The sequence below is a fragment of the Meridianimaribacter sp. CL38 genome (assembly GCF_004328055.1).
Classification (GTDB): Bacteria; Bacteroidota; Bacteroidia; order Flavobacteriales; family Flavobacteriaceae; genus Gaetbulibacter_B; species Gaetbulibacter_B jejuensis.
On record NZ_QKWS01000001.1, the window covers coordinates 765,699 to 791,727 of the forward strand.

General features: G+C 33.4%; 23 protein-coding genes. 16 read left to right on the forward strand and 7 right to left on the reverse strand.

Features of this window, described 5'->3' with window-relative positions; genetic code table 11:
• Position 1 precedes the first annotated feature (1 nt).
• Genes DMZ43_RS03490 through panC form a run of 3 tightly spaced genes read right to left on the reverse strand, consistent with a single transcriptional unit; the run spans position 2 to position 2,171 of the window.
• Positions 2-955 (reverse strand): lysylphosphatidylglycerol synthase transmembrane domain-containing protein, encoded by a 954-nt coding sequence (locus DMZ43_RS03490; RefSeq protein WP_131506235.1) that lies wholly within the window; start codon positions 953-955, stop codon positions 2-4.
• A gap of 3 nt (positions 956-958) precedes the next feature.
• Positions 959-1,309, reverse strand: a complete 351-nt coding sequence (gene panD, locus DMZ43_RS03495) for an aspartate 1-decarboxylase (RefSeq protein ID WP_129759595.1) — start codon at positions 1,307-1,309, stop codon at positions 959-961.
• Positions 1,310-1,322: 13 nt separating this feature from the next.
• Entirely contained in the window at positions 1,323-2,171 is an 849-nt protein-coding gene (gene panC / locus DMZ43_RS03500) for a pantoate--beta-alanine ligase (protein WP_131506236.1), read from the reverse strand.
• A 110-nt stretch (positions 2,172-2,281) separates the two neighbouring features.
• Here panC and DMZ43_RS03505 point away from each other — a divergent pair, with 110 nt between their 5' ends.
• The 8 genes from DMZ43_RS03505 (at position 2,282) to DMZ43_RS03540 (ending at position 13,942) form a co-directional block, all read left to right on the forward strand.
• Positions 2,282-3,085: a glycogen/starch synthase gene (locus DMZ43_RS03505; RefSeq protein WP_131506237.1), complete on the forward strand. Its 804-nt coding sequence runs from the start codon at positions 2,282-2,284 to the stop codon at positions 3,083-3,085.
• Between the two features lie 101 nt (positions 3,086-3,186).
• Entirely contained in the window at positions 3,187-4,791 is a 1,605-nt protein-coding gene (locus tag DMZ43_RS03510; RefSeq protein ID WP_131506238.1) for a DUF4270 domain-containing protein, read from the forward strand.
• A gap of 6 nt (positions 4,792-4,797) precedes the next feature.
• Complete coding sequence (gene glmS / locus DMZ43_RS03515; RefSeq protein ID WP_131506239.1) at positions 4,798-6,645, forward strand: glutamine--fructose-6-phosphate transaminase (isomerizing); 1,848 nt, start codon at positions 4,798-4,800, stop codon at positions 6,643-6,645.
• Positions 6,646-6,835: 190 nt separating this feature from the next.
• Positions 6,836-9,583 carry a TonB-dependent receptor domain-containing protein gene (locus DMZ43_RS03520; protein ID WP_131506240.1) on the forward strand — a complete coding sequence of 916 codons (2,748 nt, stop codon included), beginning with the start codon at positions 6,836-6,838 and terminating at the stop codon, positions 9,581-9,583.
• 4 nt (positions 9,584-9,587) lie between these two features.
• Positions 9,588-11,243, forward strand: coding sequence for a G-D-S-L family lipolytic protein (locus tag DMZ43_RS03525; RefSeq protein WP_238155762.1), 1,656 nt, complete (start codon positions 9,588-9,590; stop codon positions 11,241-11,243).
• A 169-nt stretch (positions 11,244-11,412) separates the two neighbouring features.
• Entirely contained in the window at positions 11,413-12,921 is a 1,509-nt protein-coding gene (gene atpD, locus DMZ43_RS03530; protein ID WP_131506241.1) for a F0F1 ATP synthase subunit beta, read from the forward strand.
• A gap of 60 nt (positions 12,922-12,981) precedes the next feature.
• Complete coding sequence (locus tag DMZ43_RS03535) at positions 12,982-13,275, forward strand: F0F1 ATP synthase subunit epsilon (RefSeq protein WP_129759603.1); 294 nt, start codon at positions 12,982-12,984, stop codon at positions 13,273-13,275.
• Between the two features lie 118 nt (positions 13,276-13,393).
• On the forward strand, positions 13,394-13,942 hold the full coding sequence (locus tag DMZ43_RS03540) for a hypothetical protein (protein WP_131506242.1): 549 nt from the start codon (positions 13,394-13,396) through the stop codon (positions 13,940-13,942).
• A 14-nt stretch (positions 13,943-13,956) separates the two neighbouring features.
• On the opposite strand, the gene DMZ43_RS03545 is transcribed toward DMZ43_RS03540, so the two are convergent.
• On the reverse strand, positions 13,957-14,163 hold the full coding sequence (locus DMZ43_RS03545; RefSeq protein WP_131506243.1) for a helix-turn-helix transcriptional regulator: 207 nt from the start codon (positions 14,161-14,163) through the stop codon (positions 13,957-13,959).
• A gap of 2 nt (positions 14,164-14,165) precedes the next feature.
• On the reverse strand, positions 14,166-14,684 hold the full coding sequence (locus DMZ43_RS03550) for a DUF2975 domain-containing protein (protein WP_131506244.1): 519 nt from the start codon (positions 14,682-14,684) through the stop codon (positions 14,166-14,168).
• 105 nt (positions 14,685-14,789) lie between these two features.
• On the opposite strand from DMZ43_RS03550, the gene DMZ43_RS03555 reads away from it, so the two are divergent.
• Positions 14,790-15,203 (forward strand): putative signal transducing protein, encoded by a 414-nt coding sequence (locus DMZ43_RS03555; protein WP_131506245.1) that lies wholly within the window; start codon positions 14,790-14,792, stop codon positions 15,201-15,203.
• Here DMZ43_RS03555 and DMZ43_RS03560 read toward each other — a convergent pair whose 3' ends face one another.
• The gene (locus DMZ43_RS03560) at positions 15,204-16,700 is read right to left on the reverse strand and encodes a PLP-dependent aminotransferase family protein (protein ID WP_131506246.1); all 1,497 of its coding nucleotides are present in this window, start codon (positions 16,698-16,700) and stop codon (positions 15,204-15,206) included.
• 79 nt (positions 16,701-16,779) lie between these two features.
• On the opposite strand from DMZ43_RS03560, the gene DMZ43_RS03565 reads away from it, so the two are divergent.
• The 7 genes from DMZ43_RS03565 (at position 16,780) to DMZ43_RS03595 (ending at position 25,407) form a co-directional block, all read left to right on the forward strand.
• Positions 16,780-18,597: a TonB-dependent siderophore receptor gene (locus DMZ43_RS03565; protein WP_131506247.1), complete on the forward strand. Its 1,818-nt coding sequence runs from the start codon at positions 16,780-16,782 to the stop codon at positions 18,595-18,597.
• Positions 18,598-18,961: 364 nt separating this feature from the next.
• Positions 18,962-19,600: a hypothetical protein gene (locus DMZ43_RS03570; RefSeq protein WP_131506248.1), complete on the forward strand. Its 639-nt coding sequence runs from the start codon at positions 18,962-18,964 to the stop codon at positions 19,598-19,600.
• Between the two features lie 62 nt (positions 19,601-19,662).
• Positions 19,663-21,099 carry a flotillin family protein gene (locus DMZ43_RS03575; RefSeq protein ID WP_131506249.1) on the forward strand — a complete coding sequence of 479 codons (1,437 nt, stop codon included), beginning with the start codon at positions 19,663-19,665 and terminating at the stop codon, positions 21,097-21,099.
• 60 nt (positions 21,100-21,159) lie between these two features.
• Positions 21,160-21,639, forward strand: coding sequence for a hypothetical protein (locus DMZ43_RS03580; RefSeq protein ID WP_131506250.1), 480 nt, complete (start codon positions 21,160-21,162; stop codon positions 21,637-21,639).
• An 84-nt stretch (positions 21,640-21,723) separates the two neighbouring features.
• Entirely contained in the window at positions 21,724-22,593 is an 870-nt protein-coding gene (locus DMZ43_RS03585) for a cupin-like domain-containing protein (protein WP_131506251.1), read from the forward strand.
• A gap of 35 nt (positions 22,594-22,628) precedes the next feature.
• Positions 22,629-23,120, forward strand: a complete 492-nt coding sequence (locus tag DMZ43_RS03590; protein ID WP_131506252.1) for a DUF6646 family protein — start codon at positions 22,629-22,631, stop codon at positions 23,118-23,120.
• 130 nt (positions 23,121-23,250) lie between these two features.
• The gene (locus DMZ43_RS03595; RefSeq protein ID WP_131506253.1) at positions 23,251-25,407 is read left to right on the forward strand and encodes a T9SS type A sorting domain-containing protein; all 2,157 of its coding nucleotides are present in this window, start codon (positions 23,251-23,253) and stop codon (positions 25,405-25,407) included.
• Positions 25,408-25,460: 53 nt separating this feature from the next.
• Here the strand turns inward: DMZ43_RS03595 and DMZ43_RS03600 are convergent, their stop codons facing one another.
• Positions 25,461-25,931: a regulatory protein RecX gene (locus tag DMZ43_RS03600; RefSeq protein ID WP_131506254.1), complete on the reverse strand. Its 471-nt coding sequence runs from the start codon at positions 25,929-25,931 to the stop codon at positions 25,461-25,463.
• Between the last annotated feature and the right edge of the window lie 98 nt (positions 25,932-26,029).

Genomic DNA, 26,029 nt, shown 5'->3' on the forward strand with positions numbered 1-26,029 from the left:
ATTATTTTATTCTATTGTAGATTGGTAAGTACAGAAACGATATACTTCCTAAAACAATAACCATTATGGTTTGCGAAGCCCACATAATCCACCCAAATGCATAGCTTGGGTCTTTTTCAATTCCAAAAAGTGTAAATGCAGCCATAACAGCAGCAGGATAGACAAAAATCCCTCCATTAGTTGCTGCAATGGTAAAACTTGCTGAAATAAAACCAACCAACACTACTCCAATTGTAACTTTATCTAAATCTGGTAAAGCAAAAGTAGTAACGTAAAACATTAAAACATACATTCCCCAAATGAACAATGTATGAGCAATAAATGCCCATTTATGTTTCATTTTAAAAATACTTAACACACCTTCCATTAATCCTTTGAAGAAGGTCTTCACTTTTACAGCAAATTTAGAACTGCTTTTTTTGATATAAATGAATACTAAAAATAGAGCTAAAATTCCTGTAAGACCTAATAGTATTAGTTTTTTAGGCTGAAATGATTGCTCAAGAAGATTGAAAATAAAATCGTATTCTATAATTAAAGTCACTAAGATAATACCAAGCATAACTACCAAATCTGCCATACGCTCAGCTACAATAGTTCCAAAGCTTTTTTCAAATGGTACTTTTTCATAATTAGTAAGTACTGCTGCTCGTAATACTTCTCCAGATCTTGGAATGCCATAATTAGCTAAATATGCGATAAATACAGCCATAATTCCATTAGGTAATTTGGTAGTATATCCTAAAGGCTCTAGCAAATACTTCCACCTATAAGCCCTTGATAAATGACTCAAGACACCTAAAAACACACCAAAAGCAATCCACCAATAATTAGCAGATTTTACAAAAGGAATGATTGTATCTACAGGTAGTTTAGAAAAGGTGTACCAACCAAAAAATACAGCAAGAGCAATTGGAATTGCTATGCGAAGTAATTTTTTAGTTTTTGCTGTCAATGTTTACTTTAATAGATTAGTTGCTTCGTCTGGAAACACTAGTGAAGGTTTAAAGCTTTTTGCTGTTTCAATATCCATGAATGCATAGGTAATTAAAATAAGCGTGTCTCCTACTGATACTTTTCTTGCTGCAGCACCATTAAGAGTAATTTCGCCACTTTTTCGAGGTCCAGGAATACAATAGGTTTCTAAGCGTTCGCCATTGTTATTATTTACAATTTGAACTTTTTCACCTTGAATTATGTTTGCTGCATCCATTAAGTCTTCATCAATAGTTATACTACCAATGTAGTTAAGTTCAGCACCTGTACATTTTACTCTGTGAATTTTAGATTTTACGACTTGAATTTGCATGAGGCAAAGGTAATTAATTTAATGCGATATTATCTATTAGTCTTATATCATCTGCATATACAGCTATAAATGCTCTATATGTTTTGTCTTTTGACTTTCGTTTTACTGTTTTTAGTGTTTGGGTATCAGCAATTGTGAAATATTCTAGTTTTAATAACCCATGATTTTCAAACTGTTTTTCAACCCATTCCGTCACTGTATTAGCACTTTTTGTGCCAAACTTTTCTTTGGCTGCTAATAACGTTTTATAGATAAAAGGAGAAGCGTTTCTGTATTCTGGTTTTAAACGTGTATTTCTAGAACTCATTGCCAACCCATCCTTTTCTCTATGTATAGGACAGCCAACAACATTTACTGGAATATTGTGTTTTTCAACAAGCTTTTTGATAATCATTAATTGCTGAAAATCTTTTTCTCCAAAATAAGCATTGTCTGGTTGTACAATTTCAAAAAGACGTTTTACAATAGTACCAACTCCGTCAAAATGACCATGTCTAAATTTGCCTTCCATAGCATGCTCTAGACCATCAAAAGTATAGTTAACTGACGCTACATTATCACCATAAACATCTTCAACCGTTGGTGCATACACAATAATATCGTTAGATACTGTTTTAAGCAGCTCTACATCAGACTCTAAAGTTCTTGGGTATTTTTTTAAATCGTCCTTGTTATCAAACTGAGTTGGATTTACAAAAATAGAAATAGCAACCCTGTCATTATTTTCAAGCGCTTTTTTGATTAAAGACAAATGACCATCGTGTAAAGCTCCCATTGTAGGCACTAACCCTAAGGACAGTTTTTGAGCTTTCAATTCTTTAATGAATTGATTTAAATTTTGCTTTTTATGATAAATTTCCACGTGTTTACTAAAAAATAACAGCTTGCAAACTTAATATTTTACTAGCAATCTGCATAAATTTTTGTAATTTTGCATGTTTTTTATTTTTAATTTCCAAAACGAACTGATTTATGAAAGATAAGCGAATATTGTATGTGTCTTCTGAAGTTGTACCATATTTACCAGAAACTGAAATTTCCTCAATGTCTTTTGAGGCTCCAAAAATGGTAAACAAACAAGGAGGTCAAATACGAATATTTATGCCTAGGTATGGAAATATAAACGAAAGAAGACATCAACTACACGAAGTAATAAGACTTTCGGGAATAAACCTAGTTATCAACGACTTAGATATGCCTTTGATAATTAAAGTTGCTTCGATTCCTAAAGAACGTATTCAAGTTTATTTTATTGATAATGAAGAGTATTTTAAAAGAAAAGCAACCTTAACAGATGAAGATGGTAATCTTTTCCCTGATAATGACGAACGCGCTATTTTCTTTGCTAAAGGTGTTATCGAAACAGTTAAAAAATTAAATTGGTCACCAGATATTATTCATGTAAATGGATGGATGGCATCATTACTTCCTTTGTATCTTAAGGAGTTTTATAAAAATGAACCATTATTTAATGAAAGTAAAATAATAACTTCGATATACAATCAAAGCTTTGATGGTACGTTAGATAAAAACATGATTGGAAAAGTTAAGTTCGACAATATTGACGAAGAGATTGTAAAAGTACTTGACACACCTAATTATAACAACTTGATGAAAATTGCTATTGATCATTCAGATGCTTTGATTAAAGGGTCTCAAGAAATTCCTAATGAGCTTGAAGATTACTTAAAAGCATCTAAAAAACCTGTGTTAGATTATTTTTCACCAGAGGAGTTTGCTGAACCATATACTGAGTTTTATAATTCTCAGTTTTAGACTAATACAAATTCACTGAGCACTTTCTAAAGTTTTGTTAAACCAAAGGCATCAAAAAAGATAAGATGTTACATTTGACAATCAAAAAACAAAAATTTTAAATGAAAAAGATAAAGTTTGCCCTGAAATACATTGCTATTTTAACAGTGTTAATAAGCTCATTTATTGCATGTGATAAAGATTTTGCAAGTATTGATTCAGATATCATAAATGGAGATAATGCTACACATTTCAATTCAAGCCAAATCCAGTATGATGTTATAGCTTACAACAAAAAGCTGCCTCCTGTACAAACAAACAATCTTCCAGTAAACCCTTTTGGTGTATACAACGACCCTGTTTATGGTAGAACTACAGCTAGCTTTGTAACTCAACTTAACATTTCAACTTTAGATCCAGATTTTGGAGAAAATATAGAACTTGACTCGGTAGTACTTACAATTCCTTATTTTAGTACTGCTACAGAAGTAAATAGCGATGGTTCTACATCATACAAGTTAGACTCATTATATAGCAACAATTATATTGATTTATCAATTTATGAAAGCAATTATTTTTTAAGAGACTTTGATCCAACTTCTGAATTTGATATAACCCAACGTTACTATTCTAATGCTTCTACTTCTAGTTCTGACCTAATCAATCCAGTTGAATTTGAAGGACAATTATTATATTTTGAAGAAAACTTCCAACCTAGTCCAGATCAAATCGTATTGAAAGAAGAAAACGAGGATGGAGAAATGGAAATTTCTGATAGATTACAACCAGCTTTACGTATCAAATTAGACAATGCTTATTGGCAAGAAAAAATTCTTGACAAAGAAGGAGAACCAGAACTAACAAATCAAAATAATTTTAGCGACTACTTCAGAGGCTTATACTTTAAAGCCGAAGCTGTTGGTGGAGATGGTAACTTTCTTCTTTTAAATCTTGCTAGCAGTAATGCTAATATTACTCTACATTACACCAAAGACCCAATATCTGATGATGGAGACAGAATAGCTTCAACATATACAATTGACTTTAGCGGTAACAGGTTTAACATTCTTGAAAATGAATACACCATACCTCTTGACGATGGAGATGCTGTTAATGGTGACGAAAAACTTTACCTAAAAGGTGGTGAAGGCTCGATGGCTATAATTAATTTATTTAATGGAGACGAAAATGGAGATTCTCCTGAGCTAGAAGAATTCAAATCAAATAACTGGTTAATAAACGAAGCTAACCTAGTGTTTTATGTTGACCAAGATATGATGATTGGTGACAACGAAACTGAACCAGATAGAGTTTATTTATACGATTTAAAAAATCAAACTCCTTTGATAGATTATTACTACGACTTAACTAACACAACATACCCTCTTTTATCTAAAGCTAATCACCTAGGCGCTTTACAAAGAGAAGATACTGGTTCTGATGATTTAGGAAAAGGAATAAAATATAAAATTAGAATCACTGAACACATCAACAATATTTTACTTAACGACTCTACCAATGTAAAGCTTGGGTTAACCGTTAGCAGCAATGTTGATTTTGAAAACAACACAGTACAATATAGCTTTCAAACTGATGATGAGGATTTTAATAGGATTCCTGGTAGTTCTATTATATGTCCTGAAGGAACTGTTTTATTTGGAAACAACACAACAAACGAAGAAAAAAAGGTATATTTAGAAATCTTTTATACCGAACCAAATAACTAAAATATTATGTGCGGAATAGTTGGCTATATTGGACATCGAGAAGCTTACCCAATAATTCTAAAAGGTTTAAAACGATTAGAATATAGAGGCTACGACAGTGCAGGTATTGCACTTTATGATGGCTCTGATATAAAACTTTCCAAAACAAAAGGAAAAGTTGCCGATTTAGAAGCACGTTTAGAAAAAGAAATAACTACAAATGGAACTCTAGGAATTGGTCATACTAGATGGGCAACTCATGGTGTTCCAAACGATATAAACTCTCATCCACACTATTCAAATTCAGGCAACCTTGTTATTATTCATAATGGAATAATCGAAAACTATGAGTCTTTAAAAAAAGAACTTATAAAAAGAGGGTACACTTTTAAATCAGATACAGACACAGAAGTTCTTGTCAATTTGATTGAAGATGTGATGAAAAAGGAAAACACAAAACTAGGTAAAGCTGTTCAAATTGCCTTAAATCAAGTTGTAGGTGCTTATGCCATTGCTGTGTTTGACAAAAACAAACCTAACGAAATTGTCGTTGCTAGATTAGGAAGTCCATTAGCCATTGGTATTGGTGATGATGAATTTTTCATTGCTAGTGATGCATCTCCATTTTTAGAATACACTAAAAACGCCATTTATCTTGAAGACGAAGAAATGGCAATAGTGAGAAGAGACAAGGAAGTTAAAATCAGGAAAATTAAAGACGACTCTCCTGTTGCTCCTTACATGCAAGAGTTACAACTCAATCTTGAACAAATTGAAAAAGGGGGTTATGACCATTTCATGCTTAAAGAAATATATGAGCAACCTAGAGCAATTTTAGATACTTTTAGAGGTCGATTAAGAACCAATGAAGCCATAATAAAAATGTCTGGTGTTGAGGATAACATGAAAAAATTTCTTAATGCTGACAGGATTATTGTTGTGGCTTGTGGAACCTCTTGGCATGCAGGTTTAGTTTCAGAGTACATCTTTGAGGACTTAGCAAGAATACCTGTTGAAGTTGAATATGCCTCAGAGTTTAGATATAGAAACCCAGTTATAACAGAAAAAGACTTAGTGATAGCCATTTCGCAATCAGGTGAAACCGCTGACACATTGGCCGCAATAAAACTCGCTAAATCTAAAGGTGCTTTTGTTTTTGGTGTTTGTAATGTAGTAGGCTCTTCTATAGCAAGAGAAACTGACGCTGGAGCTTACACTCATGCTGGACCAGAAATTGGTGTTGCTTCTACAAAAGCGTTCACAACACAAATTACTGTCTTAACGCTTATTGCTTTAAGATTAGCTAGAGCAAAAGGAACTATTTCAAGTTCAGACTATAGACATCACTTAATCGAATTAGAACTTATTCCTGGTAAAGTGGAAAAAGTTCTAAAATCTGATGACTATGTAAAAACTATAGCCAACATTTATAAAGATGTAAAAAACTTCCTGTATTTAGGAAGAGGTTACAACTTCCCTGTTGCACTTGAAGGCGCTCTAAAGCTTAAAGAAATTTCATACATCCATGCCGAAGGTTATCCTGCAGCAGAAATGAAACATGGCCCAATAGCATTAATAGATGAAAACATGCCTATTGTAGTCATTGCTACAAAAAAAGGACACTATGATAAAGTTGTAAGTAATATTCAAGAAATAAAATCTAGAAAAGGAAAAATAATTGGAATAGTTACTGAAGGTGACCAGCAAGTAAAAGAGTTAGCTGACCACGTTATTGAAGTTCCTGAAACTCTAGAGTCGTTATCTCCATTAGTTACTACAATCCCGCTTCAATTATTATCATATCATATTGCAGTAATGCTAAATAAAAATGTAGACCAACCAAGAAACTTAGCAAAGTCAGTAACTGTAGAGTAAATTTGCTCTTATTTTACTAAATATCAAATGTTAAATTCTCAGTTTAAGTGTTCAAAATTGCTAAAAACACAATTTTAGCCCTTAAATATTTTCAAAATTTTACTATGCGTGCATACTTTTTTAAAAAAACGCATTAAAATTTCGTATATTTATTTATATTGCCATTAATAAATTAACTAATTCTCTATACATGAAAACAATTCTTAAGATTTTTATGCTGTTTTGTTGTGCTGTTTCCTTTGCACAAACTACCGTGAAAGGGACTGTGACTGACAATAACGGTCAACCATTACCTGGAGCGAATATAATAGTAGTAGGTACAACAACAGGTACAATTTCAGATTTTGATGGTAAATTTACCCTAACCTACAATCAAGAGCCACCATTTTCTATACAAATAAGTAGTGTTGGCTTTGAAACAGTAACAAAAGAAATAACCACAAACCCTCAAACAGTAGAAGTTATTTTAGTTGAAGGAACCTCATTAGATGAAGTTGTTATTTCAGCTTCAAGAACTCCTGAACGAATTTTCGAATCTCCTGTTACAGTTGAGCGTTTTGGATTAAAAGAAATCAAGAATACTGCTTCAGCAGATTTTTATGATGGTCTTGAAAACTTAAAAGGTGTTGACGTAAACACCAACAGTTTAACCTTTAAATCTGTTAACACTCGTGGTTTTGCAACCTTTGCAAACACAAGATTTATGCAGTTAGTAGATGGTATGGACAACTCCACACCTGCACTTAACTTCCCTATAGGTAACCTTATGGGTATGAATGAAACAGACATTCAAAGTGTTGAGCTTTTACCAGGAGCTGCTTCTGCATTATATGGAGCAAATGCTTTTAATGGTATACTATTTATGAGAAGTAAGAGTCCTTTTGACCATCAAGGTATAAGTGGATATTACAAGCAAGGTATGACATCTCAAGATGCTGCTGGAGACAACACTTATAGAGATGCAGGAATAAGAATGGCTTATAAGTTTAGTGATAAGTTTGCTGCTAAAGTGAATTTTGGTTGGTTAAAAGGAACCGATTGGGCTGCTAATAACTACAATGGTAAACCAGGAACTGGAGACACAAGAGATGCTCTAGGTTACGATGGATACAATGTTTATGGTGATGAGGTTGCAACTAACATCAGAGCTGCTTCTGGAGGATTAGGAATAATTCCAGATGTTGTTGTTAGTAGAACTGGTTACAATGAAGAAGACCTAACTGATTATAATGCTGAAAGTGTAAAGGCTGATTGGGGATTATACTATCGTCCATGGGCTAATGACTTCGAAATTCAATATGTTGGTAAAGTAGGTACTGGGTCAACAATTTACCAAGGAACTAACAGGTATTACATTAATGGGTTTACTCAGGAACAACATAAAATTGAAGTTAAAAACGATAATTTCTTTTTAAGAGGATATATTGTATCTGACAAAGCAGGTGATTCTTATGACATGGTATTTACAGGAATTAATATCAATAGAAGTTGGAAAAGTGATGAAGATTGGTTTGGGCAATACATACAAACATATGCTGCTGCAACTTTAGGTGGTGCAAATGATACTCAAGCACACGCTGCTGCTAGAGCTGCTGCTGAAACTGGAAGATTAGTACCTGGAACTCCAGAATTCCAAGCTGCATTTAATAATGTAATTACTAACCCTGATTTTGCTAGTGGATCAAAATTCCAAGATGCTTCTAAATACTATCATGTAGATGGTAATTATAACTTTAGCCACCTTTGGGATGAAATAGAAATTCAAGTTGGTGGTTCTTACAGACAATACAGCTTAAATTCATTCGGTACAATCTATACTGATTATGATGGAAATATTGACTATAACGAATATGGATTATACACTCAGTTACAAAAACAACTAGACCTTAATGAGAATTTAAAACTTAAGCTTACAGGATCTATTAGATATGACAAATCTGAATTCTTTGATGGTTTCTTATCTCCAAGACTTTCAGCTGGTTTCACTATCAATGAAAACCACAACATTAGAGGGTCATTCCAAACAGGTTTTAGAAACCCAACTACTCAAGATTTATTTATTGGATTAGATGCTGGTAGAGCAATATTGGTTGGTTCTGCTCCTGATAACTTAGATCGTTATACAAGAACATATGGCGTTAGTGCATCTGGTCAATTATTAGGTGTACCATCTACAGTTCAACAATCAGGTAGAGCAGCTTATGAAAACTCATATCTTGCAACATCTGTTCAAGCATTTGCGCAATCAGAAAACCCAGCAGACTTAGTGATTGCTAATTCTGATTTAGTAACGCCAGAAAAAGTAACTTCATTTGAAGTAGGGTATCGTGGAAAACTAAACAAAACGATTGTTGACTTAAGTGTTTATTACAATAAGTACCAAGATTTCATTTCAGGTGAAAATGTAATTGCTCCGTTATATGGTGAAGTTGGTGACAACTCTCTTTCACTAGCTGCTGTAGCAAATGGAGATTATAAAGTATATCAAACTTATACAAACTCTCCTGCAGATGTGAATGCATTTGGTGGTTCTATTGGAGTTTCTACTAAAGTATTTGGTGACTTTGATTTAAGCGGTAACTATACTTATGCTAAGCAAGATTTTGATGAAGACGCATTCCCTGATTTTAGAACAAACTTTAATACTCCTGAGCATAAAGTAAAAGCTAGTTTTGGTAATACCGATTTATTTAAAAACTTTGGTTTTAACTTAGCTTGGAGATGGAGTGACAACTATTACTGGCAAGCTACTTTTGGTGACGGAGAGATTCCTTCATACCATACTTTAGATGCTCAAATCAACCTTAGAGTACCTTCTTTTAAATCTACATTTAAAGCAGGAGCAACTAATATTCTAGGAGATGAATACTTTACAGCAATTGGTACTGGTAATATAGGTTCAATGTACTATGTATCTTGGACAATTAACAACTTATAATAACATGAAAAAGAATATTATGAAAGTAAAATATATATGGTTACTTGCTGTATTATTAGGATTTACAGCTTGTGAAAATGACGACGATTCATCAAATGGTGGTGGAATGGAGTTACCAGCTTTAACTGCTGGAGAAGCAGATTTTTCTAACTATGTATCAGTAGGAAATTCTTTAACCGCTGGATTTTCTGACAACGCATTGTTCATTGCATCTCAAGAAAACTCACTTCCAAATATTTTAGCAACTCAATTTGCTTTTGCTGGAGGTGGAAGTTTTACTCAACCATTAATGAATGATAATATTGGAGGTCTTATATTAGGCGGAACTCCTGTTTTTCATCCTTTAACTGGAGAGCAACTATTTAAGCCTAGATTAGTAACTACTGGTGGAGCTCCACAAGACCTAGAAGATGTTATTGGTCCTGTAACTTCAACAACTGATTTCTTACTAAACAACCCAACTGGTCCTTTTAATAATATGGGAGTTCCTGGTGCAGCTAGTTTTCACTTAATAGCTCCAGGATATGGTAACATCGCTAATTTCCCTGCTGCTGCTAACCCATATTTCATAAGAATGACAGGTGCTACTCCTGATGCAAGTGTATTAGAACTTGCAATGGCGCAATCACCAACTTTCTTTACATTATGGGCTGGTAACAATGATGTTTTAGGATATGCTACTTCTGGTGGTGATGGTTCAAGTGCAATAACTGACCAAGCCACTTTTGATTTTGCTATAAACACCTTAGTAACTACATTAACTTCTGGTGGTGCAAAAGGTGTAATGGCTAACATTCCTGATGTGACTTCAATACCACATTTTACTACAGTACCTCACAACCCATTAGACCCAACAAATGAAGATTTTGGTCCTCAAATACCATTATTAAACTCAATTTTTGGTGCTATAAACCAAATTTATGTTGCTTTAGGTCAACCTGAAAGAGCTATAGTTTTTTCTGAAACTGAAGCAAGTGCTGTAGTTATTAAAGACGAAAGCTTAGATGATATTTCAGCTCAAATTACAGGAGCACTAATGGCAAGTCCAACATTCCCTGCTTTTATAGCACAATTTGGTTTAGATGGTAGTAACCCTATTGTTGTACAGTTAGTAGCTAACCTTTTAGGGCAAACTTATGGGCAAACAAGACAAGCTACTGAAAACGACTTATTCGTATTACCAAGTAGTTCAGTGATTGGTGAAGTGAATATGGATTATGCTGGCTTTTTAGCAGGTCAAGGTTTACCAGCCGAATTAGCAGGTCAATTTGCAATCGAAGGGATTACTTTACCTTTAGAAGATAAGTGGGTATTAATACCAACAGAGCAAGCTGAAATCGCTTCTGCAACAGCAAGCTTTAATGCAACGCTTGAAACTGCTGCTACATCTGCTGGTTTAGCATTTGTTGATGCTAACTCATTGATGATGCAATTAGCAAGTAGCGGATATTCTGATGGTGACTTTACACTAACTTCTGATTTAGTTACAGGTGGAGCGTTCTCATTAGATGGTGTACATCCAACATCTAGAGGTTATGCTTTACTTGCAAATGAATTTATGAAAGCAATTGACGCTACTTACGGTTCAAACTTTGAAGCTTCAGGTAATTTGGTAAACATTGGAAATTACCCAACAAATTACTCTCCTACACTTCAATAAACTATCTTAAAAAATCTTATACAAAACACCTTCAACTTGAAGGTGTTTTTTTATGCTTAAAAAGCCTAAAAAAATGATAGAGTTTTTAAATTAAAACTCATATATTTGCAGCGCGAAAACAATAGGTGTTTTCATTCAATTAAATTGCATAATATTAAACACATAAGTAATGTCAAAAGTTACAGGTAAAGTTGCACAAATAGTAGGTCCAGTTATCGATGTTGAATTCGGAGCTGGTGCTGAACTTCCAAAAATTTATGATTCGTTAGAAATTAAAAGACCTGATGGTTCTGTTCTAGTACTAGAGGTACAATCTCACATTGGTGAAGATACTGTACGTACTATTGCAATGGACTCTTCTGATGGTTTAAGTAGAGGAACAGAAGTTACTGCTACAGGTGCTCCTATTCAAATGCCAATTGGTGAAGATGTTTACGGACGTCTATTTAATGTAATTGGAGATGCTATTGATGGTATTGGAAATTTACCTAAAGCTGGTGACGCAGGTTTACCAATTCACAGACAAGCGCCAAAATTTGAAGATTTATCAACTTCTACTGAAGTACTTTTTACAGGTATTAAAGTAATTGATCTTATTGAGCCTTATGCTAAAGGTGGTAAAATTGGATTATTTGGTGGTGCTGGTGTAGGTAAAACCGTATTAATTCAGGAGTTAATTAACAATATTGCAAAAGGACATGGTGGTCTTTCAGTATTTGCAGGTGTTGGAGAAAGAACTCGTGAAGGAAACGATTTACTTCGTGAGATGTTAGAGTCTGGTATTATTAAATATGGTGATGACTTTATGCACTCTATGGAAGATGGTGGATGGGATTTATCTAAAGTAGATAAAACTGCTATGAAAGGTTCTAAAGCTACTTTCGTATTCGGACAAATGAATGAGCCTCCTGGAGCTCGTGCTCGTGTAGCACTTTCAGGATTAACTATAGCAGAATATTTCCGTGATGGAGCTGGTGACGGTCAAGGAAAAGACGTACTTTTCTTCGTAGATAACATCTTCCGTTTTACTCAAGCTGGTTCGGAGGTATCTGCACTTTTAGGTCGTATGCCATCTGCGGTAGGTTACCAACCTACATTAGCAACTGAAATGGGTGCGATGCAAGAGCGTATTACGTCAACTAAAAAAGGTTCTATTACATCTGTACAAGCGGTTTACGTACCTGCGGATGATTTAACGGATCCTGCTCCTGCAACAACGTTTGCTCACTTAGATGCAACAACAGTATTATCTCGTAAAATTGCAGAGCTTGGTATTTACCCTGCGGTAGATCCATTAGATTCTACATCAAGAATTTTAACTGCTGATATTTTAGGAAATGAGCACTATGACTGTGCACAACGTGTAAAAGAGTTATTACAACGTTATAAAGAATTACAAGACATTATCGCAATTCTTGGTATGGAAGAATTATCTGAAGAAGATAAATTGGCTGTATCTCGTGCGCGTCGTGTACAACGTTTCTTATCTCAACCTTTCCACGTAGCAGAACAATTTACTGGTATTCCAGGTGTTTTAGTAGATATTAAAGACACAATTAAAGGATTTAACATGATTATGGAAGGTGAATTAGATCACTTACCAGAAGCAGCGTTTAACCTTAAAGGAACTATCGAAGAAGCGATTGAGGCTGGTGAGAAAATGTTAGCTGAAGCTTAAAATTAGTTGGCAGTAGTCAGTCTTTATTGACTGCAAACTGCTACTGAAAACTAAAAAACTATGTATTTAGAAATTGTATCACCTGAAGCAACAATTTTTTCATCAGAAGTAGATTCTGTTGTTGTTCCTGGAGTTAATGGTGAGTTTGAAATGTTAAAAGACCACGCTCCTATCGTGTCGCTTTTAAAAGAAGGAACTATTAGAATCCACACTCACACACAAAGTCATTTAGTATTTGATGAGCTACATGCAAGTGTTGTTCCTCATAACGATAATGACAAAATACTAACTGTGAAAATTAATTCAGGAACTATTGAAATGAAAGACAATAAAGTAATTGTATTAGCTGACTAATTACATTTCTTTATTCTTAATATTAAAAAGCCAAACAATAATGTTTGGCTTTTTTTATGTAGCTTTAATTAAAATAACCATGACTCATAATTTAACCTAAGTCAGTACATTTACTAATATGTATAAAAGTGAATTTATAATTAAAGAACCTAATGTACCTTGGTTTTACCGTATTGTATTTTCACTAATTTTTACATCGTTTTTTGGTCTTATGTACTTCATTTTTAGTAGTAATATTATTCAAAGCTTAACATCTTCTGATATTATTAAAATGATTATTTTCTCTATTTTAATTTTCATAACGCTTATTTATTGCTTTACTCCAATTGTAGCACAACATTCAATACATTTTAACTTCAGTGAGCATAAAATAAAACATTCCTACACTATAGGTATATTTAATCATAATGAAAAATGGCAAAATCTTGAAGACTTAAATTACATTTCAATGTTTAGCTCACGAGGTAGTTACCAAGTAAACTTATGGTATGGAAACAATGAATTTTTAAACCTTTTTTTACTTGATGATTATGATTCAGTTATTGAAAAGGCCTTTATTTTTTCTGATAAATTAAACATTGATTTGTTAGACGCTCGTGAAAGAGGCAACCATAGGTGGGTAAATAAAGATGTATATAGAGAAACAAAACAGGTTAAATATCTGTGACACCCTATATTGTTTTAATCTTTAGTATACTCCAAAATATCTGAAGGCTGACAATCCAAAGCTTTACATATTGCTTCTAAAGTTGAAAACCGAATCGCTTTTGCTTTTCCTGTTTTTAAAATAGAGAGGTTTGCTGTAGTAATACCTATAATTTCTGCCAGCTCGTTGCTCTTCATATTTCTTTTTTCTAGCATAACATCTAGATTGACTACTATTGGCATAATTATATAGTTAATTCGTTTTCTGTTTGTAATTCAACAGCGCGTTTATATAAAAAAGCTATTATAAATATAACTCCAGCCATAAAAAGAAATCCTGAAGCATTCCAGTTAAATGCAAAAAACACTTTTTGAGAAAGCCAAACTGTATATCCATAAGCTAGTGCTGCAATTAAGCCTATACAAAATGAGACATAACTAATTTTAGTAATTGTTTTTGCAACTGTTAAATTAAACGGATTGTTGACATCTAAATGTCTAAACACTTTAATCAACAGATAGAATAAATAGGCTTTCAGTATTGCGGTAAGAATATATAACACAATTATGCTCGCGTAATGAAACACACTAAAATTGTACACATTTAATAAATCTAACCCAAGGTAAAGGTTCTTTGACGCAAATTCATTCACAAAAATGCTAACAATAAATGAGATTATTAATGCACCTGCCTTAATACTTAATCCTATAAAAATAATCCACGATATCACATGCATTATTTTAAAAACTTGTAATGACTTCATTCTTAAATTATCGTTTAACGATAACAAATGTATTAAAAATTATCGAAAAACAATAATTTTAACTAAAATCTAAAAAGCTATATTTATAATCCATTTAAAACAAATATGTCATCAACCTTTAAAACCATTGCAAAATTTCAGTATTCTACAGAAGCGCAAATTATAAAAGGACGTTTAGAATCTGAAGGTATTGAAGTCTTTTTAAGTGATCATTTAACTATAGATACTGATCCTTTGGTTAGCAATGCTATTGGTGGTGTTAAGCTAAAAGTACTCGCTAAAGATGCTTTAAAAGCACAACATATTTTAGAAACCATTAATAAATATTCTATAGATGACGATGGTAACGCTATACAATGCCCTAACTGCAATAGTAGTAAAGTAATGTTGTTTTCAACTATTAAAGATTTTAAATCATTTTTCTCTTTCCTTATTGGGTTTTTATTTAGTACTCTCCCATTTTATGCAAAAGACAAATACAGATGTCAGGAATGCAATACTGAATTTGATATAAAATAACTACAAACCTTTAATTGCCGTGTAAGACTCTTTTAAAATAGTAACGACTGCAGTTATTTCATCTTCATTTAAATGTCCATAGCCAAACCTAATAGCGCAAATAGTTTTGCTTTGATACAGTATTGTTTTTGGCAACAATAAATTTCGCGCTTTAGTTTTTTCAGCAAGTTTAGCAAGCGATATACTAGGTTTAAAATGCAACCAAATGGCTAAGCCACCAGAAGGCACTTTCCAATACAAATCATCGCAAAAATGATGTTGTAAACAAGAAATTAAATAGTCTCGTCGTGCTTTATAAATGGTAATATTCTTTTTAATTAAACGGTGTATCTCGCCTTCATTAATAAGTTCTGCAAGCATTTGCTTTTGAATTAAATCTCCTTGCTTATCCAAAATTTGCAAGTAATTGTTCGCTTCTTTAATAATAGTTTGAGGAGCTACTATAAAACCAGCTTGAAAACTTGGGAAAAACGACTGACCCAATCGTCCTAAATAGATAACAACACCTTCAGCATCTGCACTTGCCATTGGTAACATTGCAGACCCATCAAATTGAAAATCGTAGTCAAAATCATCTTCAATGATAGCAAAACCATAAACCTTTGCTAACTGTAACAGTTTTAAACGTCTTTCCGCAGAAAGCGTTACCGTAGTTGGATACTGCCTATGCGCACAAACATAAACGCAACGTATGCTTCCTTTAGTAAAATGTCTTTCAATAAAATCTACATCAATACCATTAGCATCAACAGGAATTGTCTTTAGCGTTGCTCCTGCCTGTTGAAAAATCATATTAGACTTGTAGTGACTTAAATCGCCTACAAGCACAATGTCATTTTGTTGAATAAGTAGTCGAGATACAATGTACAAACTCATTTCAGTACTTCTTGTACTTAAAATGTTATGCGGTTTTATATGAAACCCACGTGTAGCATTAAGGTAATTACACAATTGTGTATTGAATGTTGAATGCGATTGTTCATGGGTTTGATTCCATTTAGAAATTAAAGCAGTTCGTTTCATAGAAGCACTATACCATCTTGAAAACTGATGCGTAGGATGCAACCTTAAATCTGGTTGACCATCATTAATCACATAATTACATTGTGTTGTTTCTTCGGTAGAAGCCAAATTGAAAGACGGTTGAAACGGAAAACCTGTAGTTTCAGGATATGCTGTTAAGTGTTCAATACTTTGCGATGCAGCTTTAATGACAGCCGTTTTTTGCTCTGGCATCAGTACAAACGTTCCTTTATTGGGTACAATATCAACCCAACCTTGCGATGCTAACTCATCATAAACAGCAACAGCTGTATTTCTATTAATAGATAATATCTCACCAAATTTTCGTGTTCCTGGAAGTGCTATTCCTTCATGTAAATAACCTCTTTGGATAGCATTTACCATTTGCTGTGCAATTTGAATATAAACCGAAGTGCTTGACGCTTTATCAAATGCAATTAAGGATTTAAGATTGTCTTCAACCGGACTACTCATTGTTTTAAAACTGGACTATTTTAATGATCCGGAAAGTTACGACTTTTGCAGCGTTAAAAACACGAAAATCATTTATATTATGAGAGCAATCTCTTTATTTACTGTACTTTTTATTTTTTCATTATCAATACAAGCTCAAGAACTAGAGGAACAAAATCTAGACTCGGTTGTAATAACATCAACACGAATCGATGTTCCGTTTAAAGAAAACTCAAGAACCATTACTGTTATATCAAGTAAGGATATAAAAAATAGCGCAGCAATTAATGTTGCTGATTTACTTCAGCAATTTGCAGGAGTCGATATTAGACGTCGTGGTACTGGAGGCAGTCAAGCCGATTTATACATAAGAGGTGGTGGTTTTGATCAAACCTTATTACTAATTGATGGTATAAAAATGGACGATGCTCAAACAGGTCATCATACTATGAATGCTGCACTTCCGCTAGAAGTTATTGAGCGTATTGAAATTGTTAAAGGTCCTGCTGCTAGAATATTTGGCCAAAACGCCTTTAATGGTGCCATCAATATTGTTACCAAAAATAAGTTAGACACATCAGTGTCTGTTAATGCAGAAGCAGGTTCTTTCGGTCAACTTAACGGTTCAATAACTGCTGCTAGTGCGCTTGAAAATTCTCAACACCTAGTACATGCAGGAAAAATGACTTCGGATGGATATCGTACAAATACCGATTATGATAACACCAATTTCTTTTTGAAAAGCATTTTCAATACCAAACATAAACCTATTGAAATGCTTGCTACCTTTATGGATAGAAAGTTTGGTGCTCAAAATTTTTATACCACAAACCCAACATTTTTTGAATACGAAGAAACCCAAAATAGCCTTTTAGCATTTACAACAAAATTTGCATCAAACAAATTAAAGATACAACCAAGGGTTTACTGGAAAAGAAACCAAGACCTCTTTTTACTACGTAGAGAAGAACCTAGTTTTTACAGAAACCTTCATATTACAAACAAAATAGGAGCTGAAGCCAATGCGTCTTATACTTCAAAAGCAGGTGTAACAGGATTTGGTATCGATTTATCCCAAGTTTACATTAGCAGTAATAACCTTGGACAACGTAACCGCTTTATGGCTACAGCTTTTGTTGAACATCAATTTAAATTTGCTAATGACAAACTAGATGTTACTCCTGGTGTTGCACTAACTTACTTTTCCGATTTTAAGTTTCATGCATTTCCTGGTTTAGATATTGGTTATGACATTTCAGACCGTTTAAAAGCTTACGGAAATATTGGATATACCTATCGTATTCCTACTTACACTGACTTGTATTATAGCGACCCTGTTACCCAAGGAAATTCTAACTTAGAACCCGAAGAAGCTTTTGCACAAGAAGTAGGTCTTAAATATACTTCAGCAAAACTTACAGCTAGCATTGCAGCGTTTAACAGAGACGCAAAAAATTTAATTGATTATGTAAGAACAGACGTGTCTGAAGACACTTTCACAGCTACCAATATTACCGAAGTTAATACCAAAGGACTAGAGTTTGATGCTGCCTATAACTTCAACATTAATAACTATAAACAAACATTAGGCTTTGGCTATTCATACTTAGATGATAACATTTTAGATCAAAACGAAGATTTATCACGTTACTCATTAAATACCTTGAAGCATCAATACATTACTAGGTTTAGCTCTCAATTATTTAAAAATGTAAGACAAAACATAGTTTATAAATATGCCGAACGTACTACAGGACAAACTTACAATGTTTGGGATGCATCAGTTATTGTAAAAGTAAAATCTGCTGAGTTTAGTGTAACTGCAAACAACATTTTTGATGTAGATTACATTGAGTCAGGATTTGTTCCAATGCCTCCAAGCAATGTATTATTTGGGTTGCGTTATAACTTTAGATAAAAACAAGTAAACGCATTAAATGTAATTCCTGTCTATTTCAGACAGGAATTTTTTATTTAATTTATTTCAAAAATGTAACAAAATTAAATTGTAAACTACTGATATATTGAAAGTAGTTTTTACACCTTCCTTTTTTTGAGCTCAAAAAATATGGTTTAAAAACCGCCAAGACTAACCATCTTAAATTTATACTATTGACATTCCTAAATTTTGGATAATTCACTATCCAAAAAAAGATTTCAAAAAACATCCAAGACTATGTAAGTCTATAAGGTGGCTAAACTTTGTCGAAAACTTTCAAAAATAAGATAGAATAATCTTACAATGATTGTATATTTATTAACGCATTTAAAATCTTTAAAATATGACAGAGTGGTTTTCAAATTTAGAATTTTTGCCTAAAGTATATTGGGTAGTTGCCATTATAGGTTCTGTTGTATTTTTGGCAGTAATGTTTATGGCCTTTTTGGGAGGTGATGCTGATGAATTAGGCGATATTGACACTGATATCGATAGCGACATAGGTGCAGGTTTTCAGTTTATCACATTCAAAAATTTGGTTGGGTTCTTTACTATTTTTGGCTGGAGTGGAATTGCTTGTTTAAATGCAGGATATTCTAAGCCTACAACCATAATTATTTCTGTGATTAGCGGTTTACTCATGATGCTAATCATGGCTGCAATGTTTCATTTTATAAGTAAGCTTAGCGATAGCGGAACTCTTAACTATAAAAATGCTATAGATGCAGTTGGTGAAGTTTACCTTACTATTGGTGCAGATCGCTCTAGTATGGGTAAAGTAAGCGTAAATGTACAAGGAACTGTGCGTGAATTAGACGCTTTAACCGACTCGTTAACCGAATTAAAATCTGGAACAATAATTAAAGTTGTAGACGTTACTTCTAATGGTATTCTTATTGTTGACCAAACCAGAAAACCAATTGAACCCTCAGTTGCTGAGCATCAAAAACTCAATAACGGTAACAACAACTTAATTGAGTAACACACACTATTAATCTATCATAAAATCATAACACAATCTATTAAATCTTTAAAATGACTCAAATGAAATTTCTAACCCTTCAGGAAAGCTTCAACGTTGAAAGTTTAGGCGGTCCAATGCTACTTATTTTTGTAGCACTATTTATAGTTTTAACCTTAGTTATCCTTATTAAGCGTTACAAACGTTGTCCATCAGATAGAATACTTGTAGTCTATGGAAAAGTTGGAGGCGGAAAATCTGCCAAATGTATTCATGGTGGAGCTGCTTTTATAGTTCCTGTAATTCAAGATTATGAATATCTCGATTTAACACCAATTTCTATTGAAGTAAATTTAGTAAACGCACTTTCTAAACAAAACATTCGTGTAAATGTACCATCGCGTTTTACCATTGGTGTTTCTACTGAACCTGGAGTAATGCAAAATGCAGCAGAACGTTTATTAGGTTTAGGCTTACAAGACATTCAAGAACTTGCTAAAGAAATTATTTTTGGTCAGTTACGTTTGGTAGTTGCTTCTATGGATATTGAAGAAATTAATTCAGATAGAGATAAATTCTTAACCAATATTTCACAGTCTGTAGAATCTGAGCTAAAAAAAGTTGGTCTTAAACTCATCAACGTAAATATTACTGATATTGTTGATGAATCAGGATACATTGAAGCTTTAGGTAAAGAAGCTGCAGCACACGCTATTAATGCTGCTCGTAAATCGGTTGCTGAGAAAAACAGAGATGGAGCTATTGGTGAAGCTAATGCAGTACAGGACGAAAAAACACAAGTTGCCGCTGCAAATGCTAAAGCTGTTGAAGGAGAAAATACAGCTAAAATTTCGGTTGCAAATTCAGATTCCTTACGTCGTCAACGTGAAGCCGAAGCTGAGCGTGTAGCAATTGCTTCAGAGAAAGTACAAGCTGCAAAAGCATTACAAGAGTCTTATGCTGCTGAGCAAGAAGCTGAAACTGCCAGAGCAGAACGTGAACGCTCATCACAAATGGCTGATGTTATTGTACCAACCGAAATTGCTAAAAAGAAAGCTGAAATTGATGCAGAAGCTGAAGCGGAACGCATTAGAAGACGTGCAAAAGGTGAAGCAGATGCTATATTGTTTAAAGCGCAAGCAGAAGCAAAAGGGCTTTATGAAGTATTAACCAAACAAGCTGCAGGTTTAGATGAAATCGTAAAAGCTGCTGGTAACAACTCTAAAGACGCTGTACTTTTATTAATTGCTGATAAGTTACCAGAACTAGTAAAAACACAAGCTGAAGCCATTAAAAATATTAAGATAGATAAAGTAACTGTTTGGGAAAATGGAGGTAATAAAGACGGAAAATCTTCAACATCTAACTTTATCTCAGGAATGTACAAAGCTGTACCACCTCTACAAGAAATGTTTAATATGGCAGGAATGGATTTACCTGAGTATCTTAAAGGTAAAGACAAAAAAGATCCAGAAGAGACAAAATCTCTACCTAGCAAAAAGGAAGATGATAAAAACTAAACAATGAAAATCCGCTACTTAGCGGATTTTCTTTCTTTACTAAAAACTATAATTTACTTTATGAATAAAAAGATAAAATACATCCGAAAAGCACCAGTGATGAAACAAGTACTAGGAGTTACATTGTTTTGTTTTGGAATCTATGGATTTATATTTAATAATTACTTCAATTTAATTCTTTCAGGAATCGGTGTATTTCTTATGCTAAGAGAAGGTTCTGAAATTAACTTAGCCAATAAAACCTATCGTCAATTATACTCCGCATTGGGAATTGATATAGGTAAATGGAAACCTTTACCTGATATTGAATATGTATCTGTATTCAAAACAAAAGAAAACAAGCGAGTACAAGGAATGGGAGCTTCAGCAGTTTGGGAAAATCAAATTATCAAATTGAATTTATTTTATAATTCTAACAAAAAAATTGAAGCCTACATAACAACTGACAAAGACGATGCTTTTGAAGTAGCTAAACATTTAGCCGAAGTCTTGCAAATTGATATTTTGGATGCAACCGAAAATGAATCTAAATGGCTGTAATTCTTTTCAGTGTAAAATTTTTCAATATACAATGTAATTCATTTCGTAACGTTTTCTTAACTTTGGCGTTCTAAATTAATAGCATTGAAATTACAACTTCAGGACATCCCTCGAGTAAAAACCATCACTAAAGAGGATTTCATAAAACACTATTACAAACCACAAAAACCTGTGGTTATAGAGCGTTTTATCGAAGATTGGCCTGCGTATTCCAAATGGAATTTAGACTATATGAAGTCGGTTGCTGGTGATAAAACCGTACCACTTTATGACGACAGACCTGTTGATTATAAAGACGGTTTTAACGAGCCACATGCTAAAATGAAAATGCGCGACTATGTAGATTTACTTAAAAAAGAACCTACACGTTATCGTATTTTTCTTTGGAACATTTTAAAAGAAGTACCTCAACTTCAAAAAGATTTTAGCTATCCTAATTTTGGTATTCGCTTAATGAAAGGACTACCAATGTTATTTTTTGGTGGAGAAGACTCTTATACCTTTATGCATTATGATATTGATTTGGCTAACATTTTTCATTTTCATTTTGAAGGTAAAAAACAAATTATCCTTTTTGACCAAAAACAAAACAAGTATCTATATAAAGTACCTCACTCTTTAATCACAAGAGAAGATATTGATTTTTCCAATCCAGATTTCAAAAAATGGCCAGCATTACAACATGCAAAAGGTTACACTACTGAACTCAACCATGGAGAAGTCCTTTATATGCCTGAAGGCTATTGGCATTACATGAAATATGTGACCCCAGGCTTTTCTATGAGTCTAAGATCTATAGCAAAGCGTCCTAAAAATTTATCAAAAGCGCTATACAATATTTTTATCATGAGACATTTTGATAATGTAATGCGTAGAATTAAAGGACAGAACTGGATAGATTGGAAAAACGAAAAAGCCATAACAAAGACCAATAACTATCTTAAGAATTTATAATATATACAGGCTTAAAACTTTAAGACATTTTAATTATGAAAAACTTATTTTTATTTATTGCATTAATTTCATTTTCATTAGTAAATGCACAAGCATTTAAAGGAAAAGGAGACCAGAAATTTCAAGTCGGACTGAATTTGCAAGATGAAGCTACAGGAATTAACGTAAATTACGACTATGGTTTAGGCGAAAACATCTCTATTGGTGTATCCTCTACCTATGCTTTAGGAATTGATGATCGTTTAGATGCTGGTTTTGGTGATCGCTTTGATATTAAAGGGCGTTTTAATGCTAACTTAGGTAATGTGGTAAATATTGATGAAAACTTTGATCTTTATCCTGGTTTAAACATTAGCTTAAAGAATTTTGGAGGTCATGTTGGAGCTCGGTATTTTTTCACTGATGGTTTTGGAATTTTTACAGAAGCATCATTCCCTTTAGCAAAATATAACGATGATAAATCTGACATTAGTTATTACATTCATAATCAGTTTGCTTTAAATATTGGAGCTTCATTTAATTTGTAAGTTTATTCACCACAAATTAAGATTTATCCTACATAAATAATCGTTTAATCGAAAACAAATTGCATTTCATAGGTGAGTTAATCTAAAGTTGTATAATTACTCAACGATTAACCAAATCCAAACTTAACCTATGATAATTAAATTACTTAACCTACGAGTTATACGTGTATTGACCATTGCTTTTTGCTTTGGAGTATTAACACAAGCAAAAGCTTTAGCCTACACTGTTAGCGTTCCTTCAATTAGTGGATTTTCATACGAATATGAAAATGGTCCCTCAGCTGCACAATTTTTTTTAGTATCCGATGCGTTTTCATTAAGTAGACCTTACACCATTACTGCCCCAACTGGTTATGAGGTTTCTACTAATGAAAACTCAGGATATAGTTCTGAAATTACTATTCCAGGAGCATTAATTAGCTCAGGCTCCGTAATCGTTTACATTAGACTTGAAAGCGGACTAGTTATTGGAAACTATAATGGAACTATAGCAATTTCAGCCCCTGAGTTATTACCAAACCCTTCTGTTTCTGAATCTGTTTCTGTAAGTGGTGAAGTTGTTAGACACTCTACGACATGGAATGGAACTTCATGGAGCAACTCTCAACCTAACGAAAACAGTATTGTTGAGATAAATGCTGATTATATTACTAATCTTCAAGGAAATATAAACTCGTGGAGTCTTCAAGTTAATGCAGGTCATACATTATCAGTTGGTGATAACACACATGTCTCTGTAACTACTGACGTAGTAGTTGATGGAACAATAACTGTAGCTCATTATGGTGCTTTCGTGCAAGTTGAAGATACAGGTACATTTACTGTTAATGTAGGTGGTACTTCTAACGTTGTAAAGCAAACTGCACAATTAAACAACTGGTACAATTATACCTATTGGAGTTCGCCAGTTGTTGGTGAAACTGCTGGAGATGCGCTTTCATCATCTCAATATCGTTTTGTTTATAATGCACAAAATTATCTTGATGTTTTAGATGAAATTGGAAATACTGGAACATATGTTGCTGGACATGATAATATTGATGATGATGGTAACGATTGGCAAAGTATTTCTGACGCAACAGTTTTACAACCAGGAACAGGATATGCAGCAACACATACAGCAAGTGGGTTTTCATCTGGAACTTCATATCCATACACCTTTAGCGGACCATTTAACACAGGAGATATAACGACACCTATATATTATAATGGAGACAATGGAGATAACGATTGGAATATGATAGGAAATCCATATCCTTCAGCAATAAGTGTTGATGCCTTTTTTACTGAAAATACAGGTATAGTCTCTAACGCAGTTTATTTATGGTCACAAGCATCACCTCCTAGTGGTAATAACACAGGTAATGAAACGCTAAACTTTAACACCAATGATTATGCTGTTATTAACGGAAGCGGACAAATTGCAGGTGGATCAGGCATTGTACCTTGTAGATACATCCCTTCAGGACAGAGCTTTTTTATTCAAGGTTTAGCAAACGCCAATGTAACCTTTACCAACAGCATGCGTATGGGAGACGACATTAGTAACAATCAATTTTTTAGAGATGCAGGTTCTTGTAGTCCTTCAGCCGAAAGTAGATTATGGGTTAACCTTACCAATAACAATGGTGCATTTAATCAAACTCTTGTGGCTTATGTTAATGGTGCAACTGACGGTGAAGACTCTAGTTTTTATGATGCTGAAAAAAACCTAGCAAGTGGTGCTAATGCTTATTTATATTCACTAATTAACGAAACAGATGTTCACAAACTAGCTATACAAGGTAAAGCGCCTAGTACACTTACTGAAAACGAAATAATCCCATTAGGATTTATAGCAACTGAAGACGCTCAATTTACCATTTCAATACCTCAGCTTGAAGGAGATTTTTTAAATACACACACTATTTATTTAAGAGATAATTTTTTAAGTATAGAACATGATTTATCATCAGCTGATTATACGTTTAATGCTATAGCAGGAGAACATGATAACAGATTTGAAATAGTTTTTACAGAGAACAGTACTCTAAGTGTTTCTGAAGCTGAAATAAATGATTTTTCAATTTACAATTTAGACAGAACGAGTATTAAAGTTAAACACAAAACTCAAGACATAACACAAGTAAAACTTTATACCGTTTTAGGTCAAGTAGTAAATGAAACTAAAGCCAATAACAATGAAGTTGTTATTAACACTTCACAACTTTCTAAAGGCAATTATATTATTGAAACAACCCTAACAAACCATACTAGATTAACCAAAAAATTCATAAAGCAGTTTTAAATTTCACCTTTGGTTTTAAAAAAGTCCTTGTAGAATTTACTCAAGGGCTTTTTTTATATCAGCTCATTTACTTTATCGAATACTAAATGGGTTTCCCAACCTCTATACAGTAAATAATCTGCTAGTTTTTTTCTTTTCTTTTGAAGATTAGATTCCTTTATTTGTGCTACTTTTTTTTCGGCAAGTTGGTTAAAGGTTTCTAGGTATTCAGCATCAGAAATTTCTTTGAACGCTAACTTGATATTATAAGCACTAATTTCCCGTCTTTTAAGCTCTAACTCTAAGCGCTTACGACCCCATTTTTTTATTCTAAACTTCCCTAAAACAAACGTCTTTGTAAAACGCTCTTCGTTTAAAAAATTATGCTCAAGTAAATGCACAATAATTTTGTCTCTTGCCTCAGGAATCATTCGCATTTCATATAACTTTTTGGTCACTTCTTGATGACAACGTTCTTGATACGCACAATACCGTTCCATCCGTTTTTGCGCTTCGTCTAAAGTATATGTTTTTGGTCGATGCATAGTGCAAAAATAGTAACAATTTGTTAATAAAACCGAAAACTCAACCCCTTGAAAATTAAGTAATTTAGCTTATATTTACAGCTTGTATTTTTAGCGTT